This is a genomic window from Fodinicola feengrottensis (genome assembly GCF_010993775.1).
Lineage (GTDB): Bacteria > Actinomycetota > Actinomycetes > Mycobacteriales > HKI-0501 > Fodinicola > Fodinicola feengrottensis.
This window is the reverse complement of the sequence record NZ_WOTO01000029.1, coordinates 59,399-76,888: the sequence shown is the minus strand read 5'-3', so window position 1 is coordinate 76,888 and position 17,490 is coordinate 59,399. Positions and strand designations below refer to the sequence as shown.

Genomic DNA, 17,490 nt, shown 5'->3' with positions numbered 1-17,490 from the left:
ATTCCCTCCCGACAGACCCTTTCCCGGCGGACCCGGACAGCAGCGGCGATCGGCCTCGGTGCGGCCGGCCTGCTCGCGCCGGTGCTGTCCGAATTTCGAGTCCGCCGGGCGGCCCGTCCGTCCGCTGACCGGGCGTTGGGAGCGACAGCCGGTCCTGCCGCGGCGACAAACCAAGCTGGGGCTCAGTTTCCGACCGCTGCAAGCTGAGTCGCTGGGTTTGGACCCCGACGAAACGCTGCGAACACTGGTGGAATATCCGTTCGAGGTGATCCGGTTGGCCGCCTATTGGGATAGGTTGGTGCTGGCCACCGGGAAGTATCGTACGGACGAGCTCGACCGGCAGCTCGACATCGCGGAAGGCGCCGGCAAGCGGATAATTCTGAGCCTTGGGCCGGTAAAGAACTTCGGCTATCCGGAATTCTTCGTTCCACCGCACCATTTGCTGACACCACTGCCGGAGGGAGAACTGGTTGCTCCGACCCACCCACTACTGCGTACCAGCATCGACTATCTCGTCCATTTGGTAGAAAGATACAAGAATCGGCCGGCAATCATGGCCTGGCAAGTGGAGCACGAGGCCACTGATCCGCTCGGCATGGAACACTCGTGGCGGCTGTCCGCCGGATTCGTCCAGCAGGAGGTCGCGGCCGTACGAGCGGCCGACCCGACCCGGCCGGTGCTGATGAACGGCTTCCTGCCCACTTCGACGCTGGTGAACGCGCAGCAATGGTGGCGAACCCGGGACCAGGGCGACTCGCTCGACGCGGCGATGCGCTTCGCTGACATTGTGGGGATCGACTTCTATCCGCGGCACGCACTGGTGAACGTCCGCGGTCGTACGCTCTACCTTGAGGGCGCAAACCGACCGTGGCAGCAGAGCCGGCGTCTCGGAAGCTGCTGGAGTGGGCGGCTGAGAACGGCCGGCAGCTGATGATCACCGAAGGCCAGGCGGAGCCATGGGAAACCGTCACGGTGCCGCCGAATCCGCGCTCTCACGGCATGTACAGCTGCCTACCGGAGAACATCATCGGCAACTACAACCACTGCATACGCTGGAACCAGGGCCTGCGTCCAGGGCTGTCAGCGTATCTTTTCTGGGGCGCCGAATACTGGCTGCTGCGCCAGCACAACGGAGACCCAACCTACCTGCGCGCGTTTTCCAAAATCCTCGAGCAGGCATGACCTCTCCTCTGAGCCCAATGTGGGGCTGCTCCACAGGAAACGGCCTGGCGTCGGCGGGTGACGGTCCAGCCGTGTTCCTTTATGCGCCTGCATCCTCGGTGTCTTTCAGAGTTGCTTGTACGTCGGCGCGTCGCCGTCCTCGACGCGCGCTGCCAGGCCGCCCGAAAACAGCCGGCCACCGTGCCGGCCGGCAGCAGCGGACCCGGCCGATCCGTCGCCAGCAGTGCCAGCTTCCAGGTCTCCACCGGCCGTCGCGGCCTGCGCACATCGGTCCAGCCGCCGGGAAGAAAAACAGGCTGCGGCCGGCTCGCGTACGTTTGGCGGTGCGGACGAGATCCGTCTCGGCCAGTGCGGCTCGAGCGGCCTTGAGTCGATCGGCCGGCCAACCAGTCCAGCGAGCGACATTGGCGTCGGTCGGATCCGGAAGTGCCAACAACTGCAGGTAAAGCGTGGCCGCGCCGGAGTCGATCGCGTGCCGTGCCGCCGCCGTCGCCACGAGGTCAGGCACGGCGACCGCCGGATTCTGCAGATATTCGCCAGCGGCCGTCTGAGCGCAGATCGTGTCGATTTCCTGCTGCGCCAACACATCGAGGAGGCCAACGTCCGGCATTGCGTCATCGAGCAGAGCCGTGATCGCGGCCAGTGTCGAACGATGCTCAGGACCGTACACACCTGGCCGGATCACCACCGTGAACCGGTTGCCGTCCTTGCGTAACTCCAGCCAGTCAGCGACGACGATCCGCTCGCCGTGACCTTTCGAACGCAGTCCCAGCAACGAAAGGAGGCTGCCGCGCTGGTACGACCGGCCAATCTCAAGCGACGTTTCGGGGTCGGCGAGCCAGCCGCGTACGGCCGCAAGTGCAGCCGACTGCGCAGCGGAGCACCGGCCGGCAACTGATAGGCCAGCCAGCGGATCGCCGTGACCAGCTCGGACAGGCCGCTCGGTCGAATTGGTCCCTGCCAACCTTTTCGCTGGCCAGCGCGTCGATCGAGGTCAGCGAGACGCGCGCATCATAAGCCGAAGACAGCGTGTCGATGTCCACCGGCGTACGCCTGCCAAACCGGCGGATCCACTCATCGGCGGCAGCACTGACATCCGGTCCTGCCGTCCACAGCTGCTCAAGCTCTTTCGGGATGGCGGCCTGCAAAACCGCGTCCACGGCCAGCTTGGCACGCCGGCTGAGCGACCGGCTGGCAGCCGCGGCATCGGCCGCGCTGAGTCCGAGCCGGCCGCGTACGTCCACCGGGTCTGGCAGTCCCGCCAACAAAAGTGCGGCTTCGACCGCGTTGAGGCCGGTGCGATCAGCCAGCTTCGCTGCCGCCGCAGGCCGCCACGGCACCGATCCGTGCTCGGCCAGGAGCGAGCAGAACTGCCTGATCCGCTCCGCGCCGAACGAGCCGTCGACACCTCGCACGTTGTCGACCGACCAGCCGACCGGAAGACGGAAAGCGCCAGGCGAATACTGCAACGCGGTCCAGAATTTCGGCTCGTACCGCCGTCGCGAGCCGAGCAGGACGATGAATTCACTGCCAGTCTGGAAAAAATATGGCTCGCCGTCGAAGTCCGGCGGCGGATAGGCATCGACAACTCGCCAACCTGGCTCGGTCATGCCGCTGTCGGCGAGCGCCGTCAGGACGTCGACCAGCCGCCGGTCCGCGCTGGCACGCCACGCCAGTGCACCTGGCGCCGCCAGCAGCTGCGGCCACGTGGTGTCGCGTCGATCGGCCAGCACAACCTTCGCCGGCCAGTGGCCACCGCGTACGGCCGCCGCCAGTTCGCCGAGCAATCCGCAATGGAGTCGTGACAGGCCGGGCTGGTGTCGGATCGGTGACCTGGCTGCTGGGTATCGGCGTAACCTCACCGGTCGACGGCAAAGCGGTCGCGGTGAACTCGGCTGGTTCGGTGGGGATCGACGACACCTACCTGCTTCGGCTGTTGCAGCAAGGAAACCTTCGGCAACTTCCAGTCAACGGCAGCGCCGACGGCAACGTGTTGGTCGGCGTGGCCGACAACGAGATCGTCTACGGCAACATCGGTCATGACAATATCGGTTACGGCAATCCCGTGTTGTGGGACTGCCGCTGACAAACTCGTACGAGCCGCGGCATTCGACGTTTGGAAAAGCATCCCAGCAGGCGAATATCGAGGAAGAAATATGCAGAAGACCCAGATGGCTTCGCGGTCGATTGCATTGACCCATCGGCTGATGGCCGTTACCTCACTGTAGTTTGAGCGAATGATTACCTGTGTCGTCGAGTACGTCATCGACCCCGCGAAGATCGAAGCCTTCGAGAGATTCGCCCAACGGTGGATCGACCTCGCCAACCGCCACGGTGGCGCCCACCACGGATACTTCCTACCGTCAGAAGGCTCGAGCGACAAGGCACTCGCGCTCTTCAGCTTCCCGAGTTTCGCCGAGTACGAGCAATACAGGACGCTGTTTGGCAAGGATCCCGACTTCATCGCCGCCGACCGGATCAAGGAGGACAGCGGCTGCGTACTGCGCTACGACCGCTCCTTCATGCGCCCACTCCTCGGAGGCTGAGCAACGGTCAACGAGTTTCGCCTGACACCACGGCCGGAGGCAGCTCCGGCCTGGCGAAGGTCGTTGGCCATTCCGGCCCGTGACGGATTTCGCCTGCGACGGCTGGGTCTTTTAGTCCGGCGTGCTTACTTGACCTGTTTCGGGACGGTTCGTGGTTGTACCTTGGGCGTCGTCGGCGATGGCGCGAGCACGGGCACTATGTTTCCGAACAGTTCCAAGCAGAAACCCAAAACCGATTACACCCAGCGCCACCAAGCTGACGCCGGCTGCACCAATCGATGGAAGTTGAGTGCCGTCCTCCACGGCGCTGCCGTGGAGGGCGTGGACTGTGATGGTGCTGCCCTTCTCGCTCGGCGCCACGCCGTAGATCTGACCAACCTGGTCGCCGTAAGCTTCTTTCCACGTTCCGTTACAGACGACCTCAACGCTGTCCGTATACCGCGTTGGGTATGTGTGGCAGTCGTCCACGTGAGCAACAACCTTGTTCCCCAGCACATAGTAGGTCGCCATGGTTACACCGTTGAAGGAGAAGACGAAGAGTATGAAGGCTATTACCCCAAAGAACCCCATGATCCTGGTTCGGTACGAGAGCCGCGCGGATCGGAGTACCCGATAGTTCGAGGGCGACATTTAACCGATCATAGGCGTCCTGACCAGGGCCGGGTTTGCCCGTGGTGGCTGCGGAGTGGCGCGAGTGGTGCAGTTACGGAGGACGGACAACTGGAATGTCGCCCTTCTGGTCACAGATTTGGAGTCGCGATGGTGATCAGCGCGGCCTTCGGTCGTGACCGCGAACCTCAACTGCATGCCGGCGGGGTCGTTTACAGAGCCAGTCGGAACCAGCCCGGCCCCACGCCTCGGGTGCGAACCGGTAGTACAGATTCAAACCGGCGCTCACTGGTCGCACTCCGCCGACTCCGATCACTGGTCCGGATTCCCTCGCGCGTACGCACCAGCAGCACTCACGGCCGCTTGGCTGGCATCCCGATGGTCCACTTGGTGAGGCAGTGTCGGCTGCTTACTTTGTGGCGGATCTGCTCAGCAGGTGGTTCCAAGGGTGGGGCGTCAGGTTTGTCGGGCGATGACCCAAGCGGCGAGGCTGACCCGCGAGGCGAGGTCAAGACGGGTGTAGGCGCTGTGCAAGCGTGCCTCGACGGTTCGTTCGCTGATGGAGAGCTGGTGTGCGATGCGCCGGTTGGAGTGGCCGCGGCTGACCAGTTCGGCGACTTCGGCTTCGCGGCGGCTGAGCGGCTCTAGCCAGCGCTGCCTGGTGGTACGAGGCATTGCCGCACGGGCACGCTCGGTCCAGCTGGACAGTCCCGCGTGGTCGAAGATTTCTAAGCATCCGGCGATGGCACGCCGAACTTCTGGGTCGGCAGGGTCGGCAAGCTCGGCCCATTCCAGTCGGGTCTGGGCGGCAAGCACCGAGGCGCCAGCGCGCTGCAGTGCCGTCGCGGCTGCATCAAGCAGGTGTCGAGCCCGTGCGCGGTTGCCGCGAACGCAGGCGGTGAGCCCCTCGATCCGTTGCTCGAGCGCGGCCATGACCTGCCCGCAGTGGCCGTCAGTCAGCCGGTTGGCCGGGTCGCAGCTCGCTCCTTTGGCGACGTACGGGAAGCCGGAGGCCTGCTCGGTGCAGGTCCGCGTCGTTGACGGCAGCGCGGTCACAGAACCCTCCCGACAGTGGGTTAGGTCGCTAATGCCATGAGCGAGGGACTCGATAGGCGCACGCGTAGACGGAACGACACCATCGCGGAAATCCTCGACGGCGCGCTGGCTGTGATGGTCGAAGAAGGTGTCGCGGCGCTGAGTCTGGCGGAGGTGGCTCGCCGGATGGGGCTGCGCCCGCCGTCGCTCTACCAGTACTTCCCTCAAAGATCGCCGTGTACGACGCCTTGTTTGAGGCCGGCGCGCGCGGACAGAACGTCGCGATCGCGACGGCGTCTGAGGGCATCACCGATCCGATCGAGCGCCTGCGGGCCGGCGAGGATGGCGCGCTGCGATGGGGCACCGCGCATCCGGTACTCGCCCAGCTGCTGTTCTGGCGGCCAGTTCCCGGGTTCACCCCGTCCGAGCGGGCGTACGCGCCGGCCGTGGAGACGATTGACCTGCTGCGGACCACGTTGGACGAGGCGGTGGCCGCCGGCCGGCTGTCCCCGGCGGCCGCCGAGCCAGATGGGTTGGCGCTCTACACCTCGCTGATGGCGGGTCTGCTCAGCCAACAGCTGTCCAACGAACCGGCAGTGGACCTGGGAGCCGGGCGGTACGTCCGACTGGCACCACAAGCCATTGACATGTTCTGCGCCTACTACACCCCAACGGAGAAACTTTGACGCCGATGACCACGTACCCGGCCGCTCGGCGACAGAAACCGGATCGCGACCAGGCAGCCAACGCCGCCGAAGCCGAAGGCGACGCGATCCTGGCCGTACTGCGCCGAATCGGTGACCACTGGCAGCAACCGACCGACTGTGTCGGCTGGTCGGTTCGCGACATCACCGCGCATCTGGTCGGTCAGGCCGAAGACCTCGCGTCGCTGTTCACCGTCACCCGGCGGATCCGCCACGGCAGGCGGCACTTTCCCGACCGTATCGAGCTTGATGCGCTCACCGCGCAGCAAATAGCCGACCATACCGAGGACAGTGGCCCGCAGCTGGTCAGGCCTTCGCGACGGCCTGGCCGCGCGCGCGCTGCGCTCGGTACGTCGGATGCCAGCAGTCATCCGCAACCGTACGATCCGCCCAGGCATACCCGACCCGCCGCGCTGGACCATCGGCTACCTCCAGGACATCATCTACAGCCGCGATCTTTGGATGCACCGCGTTGATCTGTGTCGCGCCACGGACCAACCGATGGTCTTTGACGACCACGACCGCTGGATCGTCAACGAGGTCATTCGCGACCTCGCCGCCAGCTGGACTGGCCCGGCGGTCACACTGGAACTGACCGGCCCCGCCGGCGACAAATTCCAGCTCGGCGACAGCGCTCCGACCGGACACGTCCGCGCCGACGCCGTCGACTTCCTTCGCGGGCTGTCCGGCCGCCCGGTCGACCACGCGTTAGCCGCACGCAACGCGCCCGCGGTCCGCGCCCTCCAAACAGCCCGAGTGACTTTCTAAGCCACCGAAACAAAATAAAACCAGGAACCCGCAAATGACAAATCCCGAGTCGACCTGACCAGACATTGTTGTCCGCAGTCTCTGGCTTCGGACCCGCCAGCAACAGGGCTCCCCCGGTTCGCCGCACAGCCCGGGACAGCGGTGGCTGAGCGCTGCCGAGTCGCCCGGGTCGCACGGAGGTAGCGCAGCACCTCGAGAATATGCGGACGCACCCAGGCGGTCTTGACGTACGACAGCCGCGCCCGCTGGAGTGAAGGGCGAAACTCGTTCCGTAATCGCGCGAACACTTCTTGTCTTCGAACGCATTCATACGGCCCTGTTCAGGTAAAAATCTCGCCAAGAAATTGGCTGGCCATTTCCCGATTGGGCAGTTGTGTGTTCCCGCCGTGAACTTCTCCGCCAGGCCGCGCGCATATGGTCACGAAAAGCAGCGAGCCTTGGTTTCGCTCCGCTGGTGCTTGATTTCGGGGGTTGATAGATTCCTATTCTTGGCCAGCGTCGAGGCGCTCGCCCCGCCGATGGAGAGATCGGGACATGCGACAGCACGACGACAACCAGCAACGACCGACAACGGGCAGTCGACCGCCGCTCCATCCGGCACGGCCAGCTGATCCCAGCGGGCTGGTCGACCTGCAGCGGTCGGCCGGCAACGCGGCGGTGGCTCGGTTGCTGAACGGCAAGCGGGCTGCGGTGCAGCGCGACGCGGGCGGGCCCGGCGCTGGTGGGCAGACCGGCGCCAAGCCGGGACCAGCCGGCGAGGTGCAGCAGATCTGGGAACAGAAAGGCGGCGATCAGCTCGTCGCCGACATTGACGCCGCGTTGGGCGACTTCGAGGCCTGGAAGAAGGACACCAACCGTCGCGGCTCGGGCAACCTGCCCGGCCAGTCTCGGATCGCCGCGGCCATGGCGGCCTTCGATGGTCGCGGTGGTTCGCTGCCCCAATACGACTCCTGGTACGCCTCGCTGGCTCCGCTGGCCAAGGCCAAACTGGCCGGCGACCGGCAGAAGCTGCTCCGTGAACTCGACAGCATCGGCGGCGGAGCGGCGAGAAGGTCAGCTCGTCGGCGATCCCGTCCGGGGTGCTGGTGATGTTCCTCGACGGCCACCACCTCAATGCCGAGCACCAGTACAAGATCTCGATGCATCACGAAGCCCCGACCAACCCCGTGTTCGACGGGATGAAATGGGTGGTCGAGAAGCTGGTGACGACCGTCGACATCACGTACGCCAACAACATTGGTGCCGACTGGGCATTCACCTCCAAATATCAGATTGTCGGAATGGAGCTCAAGGCCTCGATCGGCGTCGACGCGTCGCTGGAAGGTCAGGCTGGTACGGCCGCCGGTGGGGCCGCCAAGGGGGCCGCGGGTGGGCTGCTTGGGGGTGCCTGGGATACCGCCAAGAACCTGGTGAGCAAGGGAATCAGCCAATGGGAGAAACCGGAGAAGGAAAAGGAGCACGCGAAGCTCGTTGAAGGTGGTTTGGGCATCGGTCTCATCAAGCTGGAGCTCGAGAAAGACGGCGTCGAAGCCGCCGACAAACCCAGTCAGTACTGGGCGCCCGCGGACATCGCCGGTCCGATCGTGGTGGCCAGGTTCATGAACTTCGAATCAGTTGTCCAGGGCAGCAAGCACAACTACACCGGTATCGACGCCTTGGAGTTCATGGACGGCGGTGCCATGGTGGGACGCCTGATCTTCCCTGCCATCGGCAAAGCCGAGTCCAAAGACGGAGTGGGCGTGGGATTCAAAGTGGAGTTCACCCCTGTCTCCATGTCGGGTGGATACGCCTCCAGGGTCAACGGATAACCGCCGGGTCCTGGTGAAACCGTCGGCGGTCCAACCGTCCGCGCGGCGGCCGGACGCACCCGTACCGCCGACGCGGTCCCGACGCACACCTCCCTGACACCGCTGTTCAGCCGAGTGGTTTCTCCAGGACCGCCTTGCGGTGGCTGAATGCCTCGAGCGAGTACAGCCCGTGATAGTGCCCCATGCCACTCTCGCCGACCCCACCGAAGGGAAGCTCGGGCACGGTGAGGTGAGCCAGCGGGAGTCCGATGCCGAGCGCACCGGAGGAGGTTTCGTTCTGCAGTCGGTCCCGGGTGGCGTCGGAGTCGGTGAACACGTAAAGCGCCAACGGCTTGTCCCGCGCGTTGATGAACTCGATGGCCGCGTCGAGGTCGGCAACTTCGATGATCGGCAGGATCGGGCCGAAAATCTCCTCCTGCATCACCGGATCCTCGCCGGTGATCCCGGCGAGCACGGTCGGAGCAAGGTATTTGGTGGTGCGGTCATGGGTGCCGCCGACAACCACACGCCCGGCGCCGAGCAGGCCCAGCAGCCGGTCGAAATGGCGCTCGTTGACGATGCGCCCGTAGTCAGGGGCCGAGGCGGGGTTCGGTCCGTACAAGTCCTCGAGGGCCTGCGGGAAGGCGGACTCCAGGGCGGCGGCGGTATCCGGATCGGCGAGGACATAGTCGACCGCGACGCACGTCTGACCGGCATTGAGGAACCGGCCAGCGACGATCCGGGCAGCCGCCGCGGCCGCCGGATCCACGCCACGGTCGACGTACGCCGGTGACTTGCCGCCAAGCTCCAACGCGACCGGGGTGAGGTTCTTCGCCGCGGCGGTCATGACGATGCGGCCTACCACGCCGTTGCCGGTGTAGAAGATGTGGTCGAAGCGTTGCGAGAGCAGCGCTGTCGTCTCCGCGACAGCACCCTCCACGACCGCGACCGCGTCCAGGGAGATAGCGCGGCACATGGCGGGCGATCGCGGCTGAGGTGGCCGGGGAAACCTCGCTGGGCTTGGCCACCACGCAGTTGCCAGCGGCCAACGCACCGACCACCGGAGCGAGCAGCAGCTGCAGTGGATAGTTCCATGGGGCGACAACCAGCACGACTCCGAGCGGATCGAAGACGGTCCAAGCGGTCGCGGCACCCATCGCAGCGGGCACCGCCGCGGGCTGCGGGCGCAGCCACTCCTCAAGATGCGCGAGCAGGTGGTCGATCTCACGGATCACGAAGTCGATTTCGGTACGGTCAGCCATCGCGGCGCTCTTGCCGAGGTCCTTCTGAAGCGCGGCGCGGAAATCCTCACGCTGCTCGTCAAGCATCGTGCGCAGCTGCTGCAACCGATCGATGCGCCAGGACAGTGGCTTCGTACGACCAGTGCGGAAAGTGTCGCGCAGACGCGTCACCTGTGCGGCAATGGCGTACTCGATGTCGTCAGGCACTCGGCCTCCTCGATTCGGTCGTTTCGCCAAGACGCAGCACAGTATGCGGTGCAGATAGCCGACGCGCCTCCTGCGACCAGGACACAGTCACCGTCAACCTCACTGCCTTCCAAGGCCCGTACACCACACCGGCGCCCTTGCATGGGCAAGAATCACGTACGCGGGCATTTTTCATGAGTCAACGCGGAAAATTCCAGCGCGCAACGGTCAGCGTACAATATACAGATGAACATTTTAGCCACCCGCGGCGGCGCGGTCCGCGCGGTCGCCGTCGCCGTGGCCGTCGCGGCTTTCATCGTTCTCTCCCCCTGTTCGTCGGGTGGGAGCAATGCTGCCGGCAGCCCGACACCGTCGAAAAGCGGTCCCGCCAGCCCGGGATCATCCGCCTCGCCCGGACCAGCCTTGACGGGTGCTCCCGTTCACCTGTCACTGCTTGAGAGCGACGGCACGGTGTACGGCGTGGGCATGCCAATCGTCGCGTTTTTCAATCGCAAGGTCACCGATGCGAGTGCCTTCGACAAGGCGACGACGGTGACCGTCAACGGCGCGCCGGCCGTCGGCGCCTGGTATTGGGAGCGGTCCGCACGGGCCGGACAGGTTCTGGAAGCGCACTACCGGCTCCAGCAATATTGGCCGGCGCACGCCAAGATAGAGGTCGCTTTCCCAGTCAAGGGCCTGTCTGCCGGCAATGGGCTCGTTTATGACGACAGCCTCACCCTGTCGATCGCCACCGGCGCCGCGAACATCGCCACCGTGGACGGTGCGACGAAACGGATGACCGTCACATCGGACGGTCAACCCGCGATGACATTGCCCGTGTCGCTGGGAAAATCGAAGACCCCTACCTACAACGGGACCAAGATAGTCATGGAAAAAGACCGGGTCCAGCGCATGATGTCCACTAACCCGGCTGACCCTTACGACTTGCAGGTGCCGTGGTCGGTCCGGCTGACCAGCTCCGGCGAATTCGTGCACTCAGCCAGCTGGAACGGCGGCAACATCGGTATCCGAAGCACCTCCAACGGCTGCACCAACCTCACTGTGGCCGACGCCGAGCGTTACTTCAACTTCGCCCATATCGGGGACGTCTTCAGCTATGTCAACACCGGCGGACCCACGACACCCAGCTGGGACGGCTACGGCGACTGGAACCTGTCATGGACAACCTGGCAGGCCGGTGGGGTCCTGCCGTCCGCCCGATGAGCGTCCCCGCGAAGAGGCAGCCCAGGGTCGGGCTCGCTGGTGACTATCTCAACCGCCCAAGGAAACATCCCCCGCCGGCGGGGGATTCACGCCAAAGGCCGCCGCTGTCAGGCTTCTGACAGGTACCAGAGCTGGTAGGTCGCTCCACTGCAGCCGATCGCGCGCAGCCCGAAATCGTGCTGTCGTCCATTCACAGGCCGGTCGCGATGTTCCGCGCCGTTCCAGCGGCAGGACGGAATGCCGCACATCGGTCCTGATGACGGGTTCCTTACGTGAACCTCGCGGACACAGTGCCGAGCGCGTCGAAGCGCGCTTCGACGCGGTGGCCGGCGTGAACGAACGGCGCGGTGGTCATCGAGCCGGGAAGCACGAGATGGCCGGCCGGCAGCCCGGTGCCCCAGCCAGCGAGCGCATTGGCGAGCCAGGCAACCGCTGCGGCGGGATGGCCGAGCACGACCTCGCCAGCGCCGGATCCGATCAGCTCGCCGTCGACGAACAGCTCGGCCGTCATCGACGCCAGATCCGGCAGGCCGTCCAGCGGCTGGAAGGCGCCAACCACCATGGCCGCCGCGCTACCGTTGTCGGCGACGGTGTCGACAAGCTTGATCTTCCAGTCCAGGATGCGACTGTCCACGATCTCCAGCGCTGGCGCGACGGCGTCGGTGGCGGCCAGTACGTCCGACACCGTCACACCGGGACCGTGCAGTGTTTCCGCCAACCGAAAGCAGATCTCCGGCTCGACACGCGGTTGGCAATAGCGCGCGGCTACCAGCGAGATCCCGTCCGAGTAGGTCACATCGTCCAGCAGATGGCCGAAATCCGGCTCGTACACCCCGAGCAACTGCTGCATCGCGGCATTGGTCAGGCCGACTTTGTAACCGACCACCGCGGCGCCAGCCGAGACCCTGCGCTGGATGTTTTCGAGCTGGATCGCGTACGCACCGGCCACGTCCAGCTCCGGAAACAAATCCGACAGCCGACCGATCTGAACCGCGTCCCGCTCGGCCTCCACCAACAACCGCGCCGCAGTCATGGCATCTCCAGAAACTCAAGCGGCCTCGCCCAAAGCCCGCGCGCGTACGTTTCGAACAACCTCACCAGATCCACGGCGTCACCGGCAAGTCCGAGCTGGAAGAACAAGCCGTCCGTTGTCTCTCACCCGTTCGGAGCCAGCAGGAAGATCATTCGCCGGCCGAGCTTGGAGGTGGACCGGCCATCGGATAGGGAACACGCCGAGCCCAGTGCTGTCACGGAAGTCAGGTGCTGAGACAGACCCTGGTCCAGTATTCGTCGCTTATCTGTCCGCACCAGAGGCCGCCGGGCGCATGATCGCCGCTCCATACGTTGACGTAACCATTCGCGGTGAGCGTGACACTACCCTGAATGCCATCTGGACCCCACGCGTTGACAAAAAGACCGCCGCCGTACGGCCCATGCACCCCTTCGATGCCGAACGCAACGACATCACAGCTGAACACCGCGCGCTGAACGTCGACCTGAAAATATCCTTCGCTGACAGTGTCAGCACCACACCCAATTCCCGCATAGGCGCCCTGGTCGCTGACAAGTGTGCCTGCGATCGCCATGAATATCGCCATGAATGTAGCCGCGGTGACTTTTGTCCAACGCACTTTGACACCCCATTTTCTCTCGGTGGAAATGCTTCCACTGGGACTAGCTGATGACAGTTGTCATTCCTTGGTGGTCGCTGACAAATATCTGCGGAGTATCGCCCAGTCGGGTCTGCGACCCTGCCGATAGAAGTAGCCGCGGTCGTGGACCAAATGCCAGAGTCAGCTCACGAACAGGCTGCGGACCTTGGCTCGGTTGACGTTGTAGACCACTCCCGCCAGCAACAACCCGCACCCAGCTTGCTCGGCTTTGATCCACAGCGGGAAGTCGCCCGGCAGAACGAGAATGACGATCACCGCCACCAGCAGGATCGCAGAGGAGATACGCAGTCGCATGTATCCCCCTGCTGATCCGCGCGCGCGGCGGCGGCGGTGAGCAAGACCAGCAATATGGAGGTCGCAGCCACGATGGAGCATCGAATCCACACCGCTGGCGTGACCATTGTCGCGTTGTCGCGCAGGAAGAACACACGCCGACCAGGGTGGCCAGGCTGAGGAAAAGGTAGAAACCGGAGAGCCTGGTGGTGCCGCGGAACTCTTTTCGGAAACGTATGTTGCGTCCGAACCTGGACGACTCCTGCGTTTGCGCGCTCATGCTGAACCTGGCCGCGGCGATTCGTGAATAGACAAGGGACTGCCTCCGTGGTCGGTGCGGGCCCGAAACCCGAGTACTCGTCCATTGTTCGCTACCCGGCGCTGGCGGGGCAGTTGTAATCAACACGACTCGCCCCCATGAGGTTTGTCATAATTGCCCCGCACCGAATATTAGCCCACGGAAGTAGAGCCTTTCCTGTCGACCATCCAATGCCCAGCGAGATAGGCACGTACGCGTTTGGAGAAACGCTCCCAGCGAACGAGCAGCGATTCCAGGCTCAGGCCGACGCATCTGCTTTGGCGTCGCCCACTACGGTGTCGATCTTTGACATCAGCACATTCCATGGCGCGAACGGTCCGATCGGGATGACTTCGAAAGTGGCGAGGCCGGCTCGCGCCAGTGGCATCTGATCCATCAGCTCCTGCGCTTGGGTGAGCTGTTCCGCCTCGATCACCAGGACGGCTCCAGGCGCGGCGGGTGCCGTACGCGCGAATATCTGCCGGATGATTCCGGTGAGGTAGTAACTCCACGCCCGCTCGATCTCGGCCGCGATGTGCTCACCTACCTGGGCGTCGGTGGCGCCTGGTTTGGTGTGGCTCAGGACGAGAAACTGCATCATTTGCTCCCTGGTGTTAATCAACAGCGGAATGGTTGGGTCACATTGACAGAACGGCTCGATCGGGTCCGATCGCAGCAAGAAGACGTGCGGCAGGCTGGGATATGACAAACTGGGTCGCCCGCGCTACACCGGACAGCATGCTCACTCCGGTTCATCGGCCAAAGCGGTGAGCGCATCGAGAATGGCCTGTGGCTGCGGTCGTTGACGCCAGTCGGCGTGTGCCTGCACCCAGCGTATGACTCCTTGGCGATCGATGACGAAGGTCGCCGGAATAGGCAGTTCCCAGGTGTCGTTGCCATTGACCGCAACGAAATCGACACCGATCGCGCGGGCGGTGTCGACTACCTCGGCGGACATCGTGAACACCAGTCCGTACTGGCGGGCGGTGACGTTGCGGAGGTCCGACAGCACCGGGAATGTCAGCGCGTGTCGCTCAGCCATGGTCAGCGAGCCATCTGGCAGTTGCGGGCTCACCGCAACGAGTGAAGCTCCCGCGGCGGTGAACGCCGGCAGGCTGTCCCGCAGTGCCGGTAACTGCAGGTTGCACATGGGACACCAGGCTCCTCGGTAGAAGGTCAGAACCACGGGTCCGCGGGCCAGCATCGCCGCCAAGTCAACGACGTCACCTTGCGGGTCCGGCAGAGAAAAGTCGGGTGCCCGCGAGCCTGCGGCGAGCACTTTGCTTTCCAGGTCGCTTTCGCCAAGCATTGCTGCCTGTCCGAAGAACACGCTGAGCACCTCGGGTGGCAGTTCGGTGGCAAGTTGCGCGGCTCGTCCGGCCAGTTGGCCGGTGAGGTCCGGCAGTGCTCGGCTGTCGTTCGGGGATGGCTGTTGAGGAGATGTCACGACGTTCTTCTCTCGGGCTTGTCTGGGATCATGGCTCAGATCCGGCGGGTATTTCCGGAGTCCGGGCTTCGACGATACCGTCGCAGGGGCAGCGGCTTTGGTCCGATTCTTGAAGGGGTTTCTGTGCCAGTTCGGATATTCCAGACCCCGGCGTTGCGATGAAAACGTTCGAAAATCGACCTTCCGTAGGCTGCCGCAGCCTGAGAGTAATTTGTGCCGGCGAGCGGCAGAAATTAGCCAAAAAGGCTGCCGAATCGGGAATGACGATCAAGTCCGTCGCGTTCATCGGGCATGATTGATGATGGGGGGAAAACGGATATCACTGTTCGTACCAACCGTGTTACACCTTTTTGCGCCGAGGCGACGCAGCGGTACGCCGACGCCGCACGGCCTGCCCACTACCACGGCCGCCATCGGCATCCGGTGGCCACTTCGACGTGCGACCAGGACCGTGTCGCACAGGTCAACCCTCCACATCAGCCCGAGCAATCGGTCCAACGATCCTTTGACAACAGTAAAAAGTCCGCGTTTCGGCTGCCAACCAAGGCACGAAGGTTCATCCGGCGGTTGTCGAGCTAGGCCCGGCAGCGCTGGCGTACTACAAGAACCCGCAGCAAGAGGGAGGAAATAAAGGCATCAGTTTGGTCAGGTTTCCTGGTCCGCAGCAGAAACGTCATCGCCGTTCATGGTCAACGGAGAGTAGTTGAGTGATGCATTGCCCAAGGCACTCAATACCGCTGGCGATCTCCGAAGGACCAAGCGAGGCAAATCCGAGGACCAGGCCAGGGCCGATCCGTCGGCTGCCGGAGCCGTAGTCGCCAAGCGGATAGATGCCGACGCCGACTCGGCGGGCGGTCTTGACCAACTGATGTTCGTCAACAGCGGACGGCAGGCTGATCATGGTCTGCAGCAGACGGCGGAGATGCCATGAATATCGGCGATCGGTAGATGCCGCTGAATTGCCTTCATGAGTGCGTCTCGTTTGCTCTGGTAGATCGTGCGTGCGTGCCGGAGATGGCGGTCATACGCGCCGGTGGCCAGCAGGTGGGTGAACGCGTACTGTTCCACAGCGGGTGAACCCAAGTCATCGGTTTGTTTGGCGTCGGCGATCGAGTCGACAAGGTGGGCCGGCAACACCAGCCATCCCAGCCGCAACGCCGGAGCCAGCGCCTTGCTGGCCGACCCGGCGTACAACACACGGTCCGGACTGGCGGACTGCAAAGCCTCGGTCGGACGATGGTCATACCGAAACTCAGCGTCGTAATCGTCCTCAATGACCAGGCCGCCCTCTGCTGCCCAACGCAGCAGATCGGCTCGTCGCCGAGCGGAAAGCACCACGCCCGTGGGAAACTGATGTGCCGGGGTAACCAGCGCCGCTTTTGCTGGGCTCGAGCGAAGCAGGTCGACACGGAGCCCTTCGGCGTCGACCGGGATCGAGACCGGCAGCAGGCCAGCCGTCGAGATTCGCGCGCACAATGCGGGTGATCCTGGATCCTCGACGGCCACGTCCGGATGGTCGGACAGTACCCGGCAGATCAGTGTCAGCGCCTGGGTGACGCCACTGCAGATGACGATGTGTTCAGGATCGGCGTGAACGTTACGAACCCGGCGCAAGTATTGGGCCAGTTCGGTGCGCAGGCTTTCCACGCCGCGCGGATCGCCGTAGCCCAGCGCCTCGTCTGCCATATTATCCAGTGCCCAGGTCAGGGCGCGCCGCCACGCCGGGCGCGGGAAGAGCGACAAATCAGGTAGCGACGGACGGAAATCCCACCGAGCTCTGGGACCAGGCCGCGCCGAGCCGGTTCGGGCCAGCGCGAGCGGCCGCGCGCCCACTGCCACCTCGGTGCCCGATCCTTGGCGAGCGATGAGATAACCCTCGGCGACCAGTTGGCTGTATACCTCGACCACGGTGCCGCGGGACAGACCAAGATCGAACGCGAGCGTACGCGTGGACGGCAACCTCGTGCCTTTGCCAAGGCGGCCCGAGTTTATCGCTGACCGTAAGGCGGTCTCCAGTTGCCCCGCGACCCGGCCTTGTCCAGTCCTTTTCAGCAGCAGCGGAAGTTCTAATCCGAACGCAGTCCAAGGCTGTGCCATGTCTGCGAACTATACCTGTCGAATGACGCAAAGGCTGCCCACGCTGGTCCAATTACGCGTCCATTTAGTGGACCATTTCCAGGTCATTTTCTCGTAATAACCTCAGGCTTGCTCTCGCCGGGCCGCATTACTACTGTCACCTGCATCCGCGACCATCGTGGGGCTGACATCCAAAAGGATCACTAAGTGTCCGAGAATCCACTGTTGCCGAGCTCGCCGGCCGTCCTTGCCATTTATTCCGACCTGAACTGCTCATTCGCTCATCTGGCGGTGTATCGACTACATCGCGAGAGAAGCCGACTCGGACTCGACGGTCGGCTCTGGTTTGATCACCGGCCTTTCCCCTCGAGTTGTTCAACCCGGTCAGTCAATTCCCGGCCGGGCGTCGATTCGGAGGCCGCGGTCGTCGGCGCCCTCGAG

The 17,490-nt window shown here is 64.1% G+C and carries 22 protein-coding genes and 2 pseudogenes; 11 read left to right on the top strand and 13 right to left on the bottom strand.

The annotated features are described in order from the left end of the window. The first annotated feature begins 217 nt into the window (after nucleotides 1-217). On the top strand, nucleotides 218-931 hold the full coding sequence (locus tag GNX96_RS25460) for a glycoside hydrolase family 5 protein (RefSeq protein ID WP_163570021.1): 714 nt from the start codon (nucleotides 218-220) through the stop codon (nucleotides 929-931). Beyond that, the gene (locus GNX96_RS25455) at nucleotides 931-1,182 is read left to right on the top strand and encodes a hypothetical protein (RefSeq protein WP_163570020.1); all 252 of its coding nucleotides are present in this window, start codon (nucleotides 931-933) and stop codon (nucleotides 1,180-1,182) included. The genes GNX96_RS25460 and GNX96_RS25455 overlap by 1 nt, the downstream gene beginning before the upstream one ends. A 79-nt stretch (nucleotides 1,183-1,261) precedes the next feature. Here GNX96_RS25455 and GNX96_RS25450 read toward each other — a convergent pair whose 3' ends face one another. Together GNX96_RS25450 and GNX96_RS25445 are read right to left on the bottom strand one after the other, a co-directional pair. Then, nucleotides 1,262-1,957 carry a hypothetical protein gene (locus GNX96_RS25450; RefSeq protein ID WP_163570019.1) on the bottom strand — a complete coding sequence of 232 codons (696 nt, stop codon included), beginning with the start codon at nucleotides 1,955-1,957 and terminating at the stop codon, nucleotides 1,262-1,264. Nucleotides 1,958-1,994: 37 nt separating this feature from the next. Then, nucleotides 1,995-2,969, bottom strand: a complete 975-nt coding sequence (locus GNX96_RS25445) for a hypothetical protein (RefSeq protein ID WP_163570018.1) — start codon at nucleotides 2,967-2,969, stop codon at nucleotides 1,995-1,997. A gap of 14 nt (nucleotides 2,970-2,983) precedes the next feature. On the opposite strand from GNX96_RS25445, the gene GNX96_RS25440 reads away from it, so the two are divergent. Together GNX96_RS25440 and GNX96_RS25435 are read left to right on the top strand one after the other, a co-directional pair. Next, entirely contained in the window at nucleotides 2,984-3,268 is a 285-nt protein-coding gene (locus GNX96_RS25440; RefSeq protein ID WP_163570017.1) for a hypothetical protein, read from the top strand. Between the two features lie 151 nt (nucleotides 3,269-3,419). Continuing rightward, nucleotides 3,420-3,728: an NIPSNAP family protein gene (locus GNX96_RS25435; protein ID WP_163570016.1), complete on the top strand. Its 309-nt coding sequence runs from the start codon at nucleotides 3,420-3,422 to the stop codon at nucleotides 3,726-3,728. A 111-nt stretch (nucleotides 3,729-3,839) separates the two neighbouring features. On the opposite strand, the gene GNX96_RS25430 is transcribed toward GNX96_RS25435, so the two are convergent. Both GNX96_RS25430 and GNX96_RS25425 read right to left on the bottom strand, forming a co-directional pair. After that, on the bottom strand, nucleotides 3,840-4,298 hold the full coding sequence (locus GNX96_RS25430) for a hypothetical protein (protein WP_163570015.1): 459 nt from the start codon (nucleotides 4,296-4,298) through the stop codon (nucleotides 3,840-3,842). A gap of 495 nt (nucleotides 4,299-4,793) precedes the next feature. Then, nucleotides 4,794-5,393, bottom strand: coding sequence for a helix-turn-helix transcriptional regulator (locus GNX96_RS25425; RefSeq protein ID WP_163570014.1), 600 nt, complete (start codon nucleotides 5,391-5,393; stop codon nucleotides 4,794-4,796). Nucleotides 5,394-5,429: 36 nt separating this feature from the next. On the opposite strand from GNX96_RS25425, the pseudogene GNX96_RS64815 reads away from it, so the two are divergent. From GNX96_RS64815 to GNX96_RS25395, 6 genes and pseudogenes are all read left to right on the top strand, one after another. Beyond that, nucleotides 5,430-5,585 (top strand): annotated as a pseudogene (locus GNX96_RS64815) (TetR family transcriptional regulator); the annotation flags it as partial. A gap of 23 nt (nucleotides 5,586-5,608) precedes the next feature. Next, complete coding sequence (locus GNX96_RS25415; protein WP_279581458.1) at nucleotides 5,609-6,058, top strand: TetR-like C-terminal domain-containing protein; 450 nt, start codon at nucleotides 5,609-5,611, stop codon at nucleotides 6,056-6,058. A 5-nt stretch (nucleotides 6,059-6,063) separates the two neighbouring features. Then, nucleotides 6,064-6,552 carry a maleylpyruvate isomerase N-terminal domain-containing protein gene (locus GNX96_RS64810; RefSeq protein ID WP_163570011.1) on the top strand — a complete coding sequence of 163 codons (489 nt, stop codon included), beginning with the start codon at nucleotides 6,064-6,066 and terminating at the stop codon, nucleotides 6,550-6,552. 25 nt (nucleotides 6,553-6,577) lie between these two features. Then, complete coding sequence (locus GNX96_RS55130) at nucleotides 6,578-6,844, top strand: hypothetical protein (protein ID WP_279581456.1); 267 nt, start codon at nucleotides 6,578-6,580, stop codon at nucleotides 6,842-6,844. Nucleotides 6,845-7,378: 534 nt separating this feature from the next. Then, nucleotides 7,379-7,933: a hypothetical protein gene (locus GNX96_RS25400; RefSeq protein ID WP_163570010.1), complete on the top strand. Its 555-nt coding sequence runs from the start codon at nucleotides 7,379-7,381 to the stop codon at nucleotides 7,931-7,933. Further along, a complete protein-coding gene (locus GNX96_RS25395; protein ID WP_279581455.1) occupies nucleotides 7,933-8,652 on the top strand; it encodes a hypothetical protein in 720 nt (239 codons plus the stop codon). Before GNX96_RS25400 ends, GNX96_RS25395 begins: the two co-directional genes overlap by 1 nt. Nucleotides 8,653-8,758: 106 nt before the next feature. Here the strand turns inward: GNX96_RS25395 and GNX96_RS25390 are convergent, their stop codons facing one another. Both GNX96_RS25390 and GNX96_RS64805 read right to left on the bottom strand, forming a co-directional pair. Continuing rightward, nucleotides 8,759-9,607 (bottom strand): aldehyde dehydrogenase family protein, encoded by an 849-nt coding sequence (locus GNX96_RS25390; protein WP_279581454.1) that lies wholly within the window; start codon nucleotides 9,605-9,607, stop codon nucleotides 8,759-8,761. Nucleotides 9,608-9,665: 58 nt separating this feature from the next. After that, nucleotides 9,666-10,043, bottom strand: a pseudogene (locus GNX96_RS64805) (aldehyde dehydrogenase family protein); the annotation flags it as partial. A gap of 261 nt (nucleotides 10,044-10,304) precedes the next feature. Here GNX96_RS64805 and GNX96_RS25385 point away from each other — a divergent pair. Next, nucleotides 10,305-11,282: a L,D-transpeptidase gene (locus GNX96_RS25385; RefSeq protein WP_163570008.1), complete on the top strand. Its 978-nt coding sequence runs from the start codon at nucleotides 10,305-10,307 to the stop codon at nucleotides 11,280-11,282. 268 nt (nucleotides 11,283-11,550) lie between these two features. Here the strand turns inward: GNX96_RS25385 and GNX96_RS25380 are convergent, their stop codons facing one another. The 7 genes from GNX96_RS25380 to pdxR all read right to left on the bottom strand — a co-directional run bounded on the left by GNX96_RS25380 (nucleotide 11,551) and on the right by pdxR (nucleotide 17,070). Further along, entirely contained in the window at nucleotides 11,551-12,315 is a 765-nt protein-coding gene (locus tag GNX96_RS25380; RefSeq protein WP_163570007.1) for a 2-keto-4-pentenoate hydratase, read from the bottom strand. 223 nt (nucleotides 12,316-12,538) lie between these two features. Then, complete coding sequence (locus GNX96_RS25375) at nucleotides 12,539-12,868, bottom strand: hypothetical protein (RefSeq protein WP_163570006.1); 330 nt, start codon at nucleotides 12,866-12,868, stop codon at nucleotides 12,539-12,541. A gap of 207 nt (nucleotides 12,869-13,075) precedes the next feature. Further along, nucleotides 13,076-13,249 carry a hypothetical protein gene (locus GNX96_RS55120; RefSeq protein ID WP_279581452.1) on the bottom strand — a complete coding sequence of 58 codons (174 nt, stop codon included), beginning with the start codon at nucleotides 13,247-13,249 and terminating at the stop codon, nucleotides 13,076-13,078. A gap of 536 nt (nucleotides 13,250-13,785) precedes the next feature. Then, nucleotides 13,786-14,124 (bottom strand): YciI family protein, encoded by a 339-nt coding sequence (locus GNX96_RS25365; protein WP_279581451.1) that lies wholly within the window; start codon nucleotides 14,122-14,124, stop codon nucleotides 13,786-13,788. 144 nt (nucleotides 14,125-14,268) lie between these two features. Beyond that, a complete protein-coding gene (locus tag GNX96_RS25360; RefSeq protein ID WP_279581450.1) occupies nucleotides 14,269-14,865 on the bottom strand; it encodes a peroxiredoxin-like family protein in 597 nt (198 codons plus the stop codon). Nucleotides 14,866-15,646: 781 nt separating this feature from the next. Further along, the gene (locus GNX96_RS25355; RefSeq protein ID WP_163570004.1) at nucleotides 15,647-15,874 is read right to left on the bottom strand and encodes a hypothetical protein; all 228 of its coding nucleotides are present in this window, start codon (nucleotides 15,872-15,874) and stop codon (nucleotides 15,647-15,649) included. Further along, complete coding sequence (gene pdxR / locus GNX96_RS25350; RefSeq protein ID WP_163570003.1) at nucleotides 15,871-17,070, bottom strand: MocR-like pyridoxine biosynthesis transcription factor PdxR; 1,200 nt, start codon at nucleotides 17,068-17,070, stop codon at nucleotides 15,871-15,873. Before pdxR ends, GNX96_RS25355 begins: the two co-directional genes overlap by 4 nt. Between the last annotated feature and the right edge of the window lie 420 nt (nucleotides 17,071-17,490).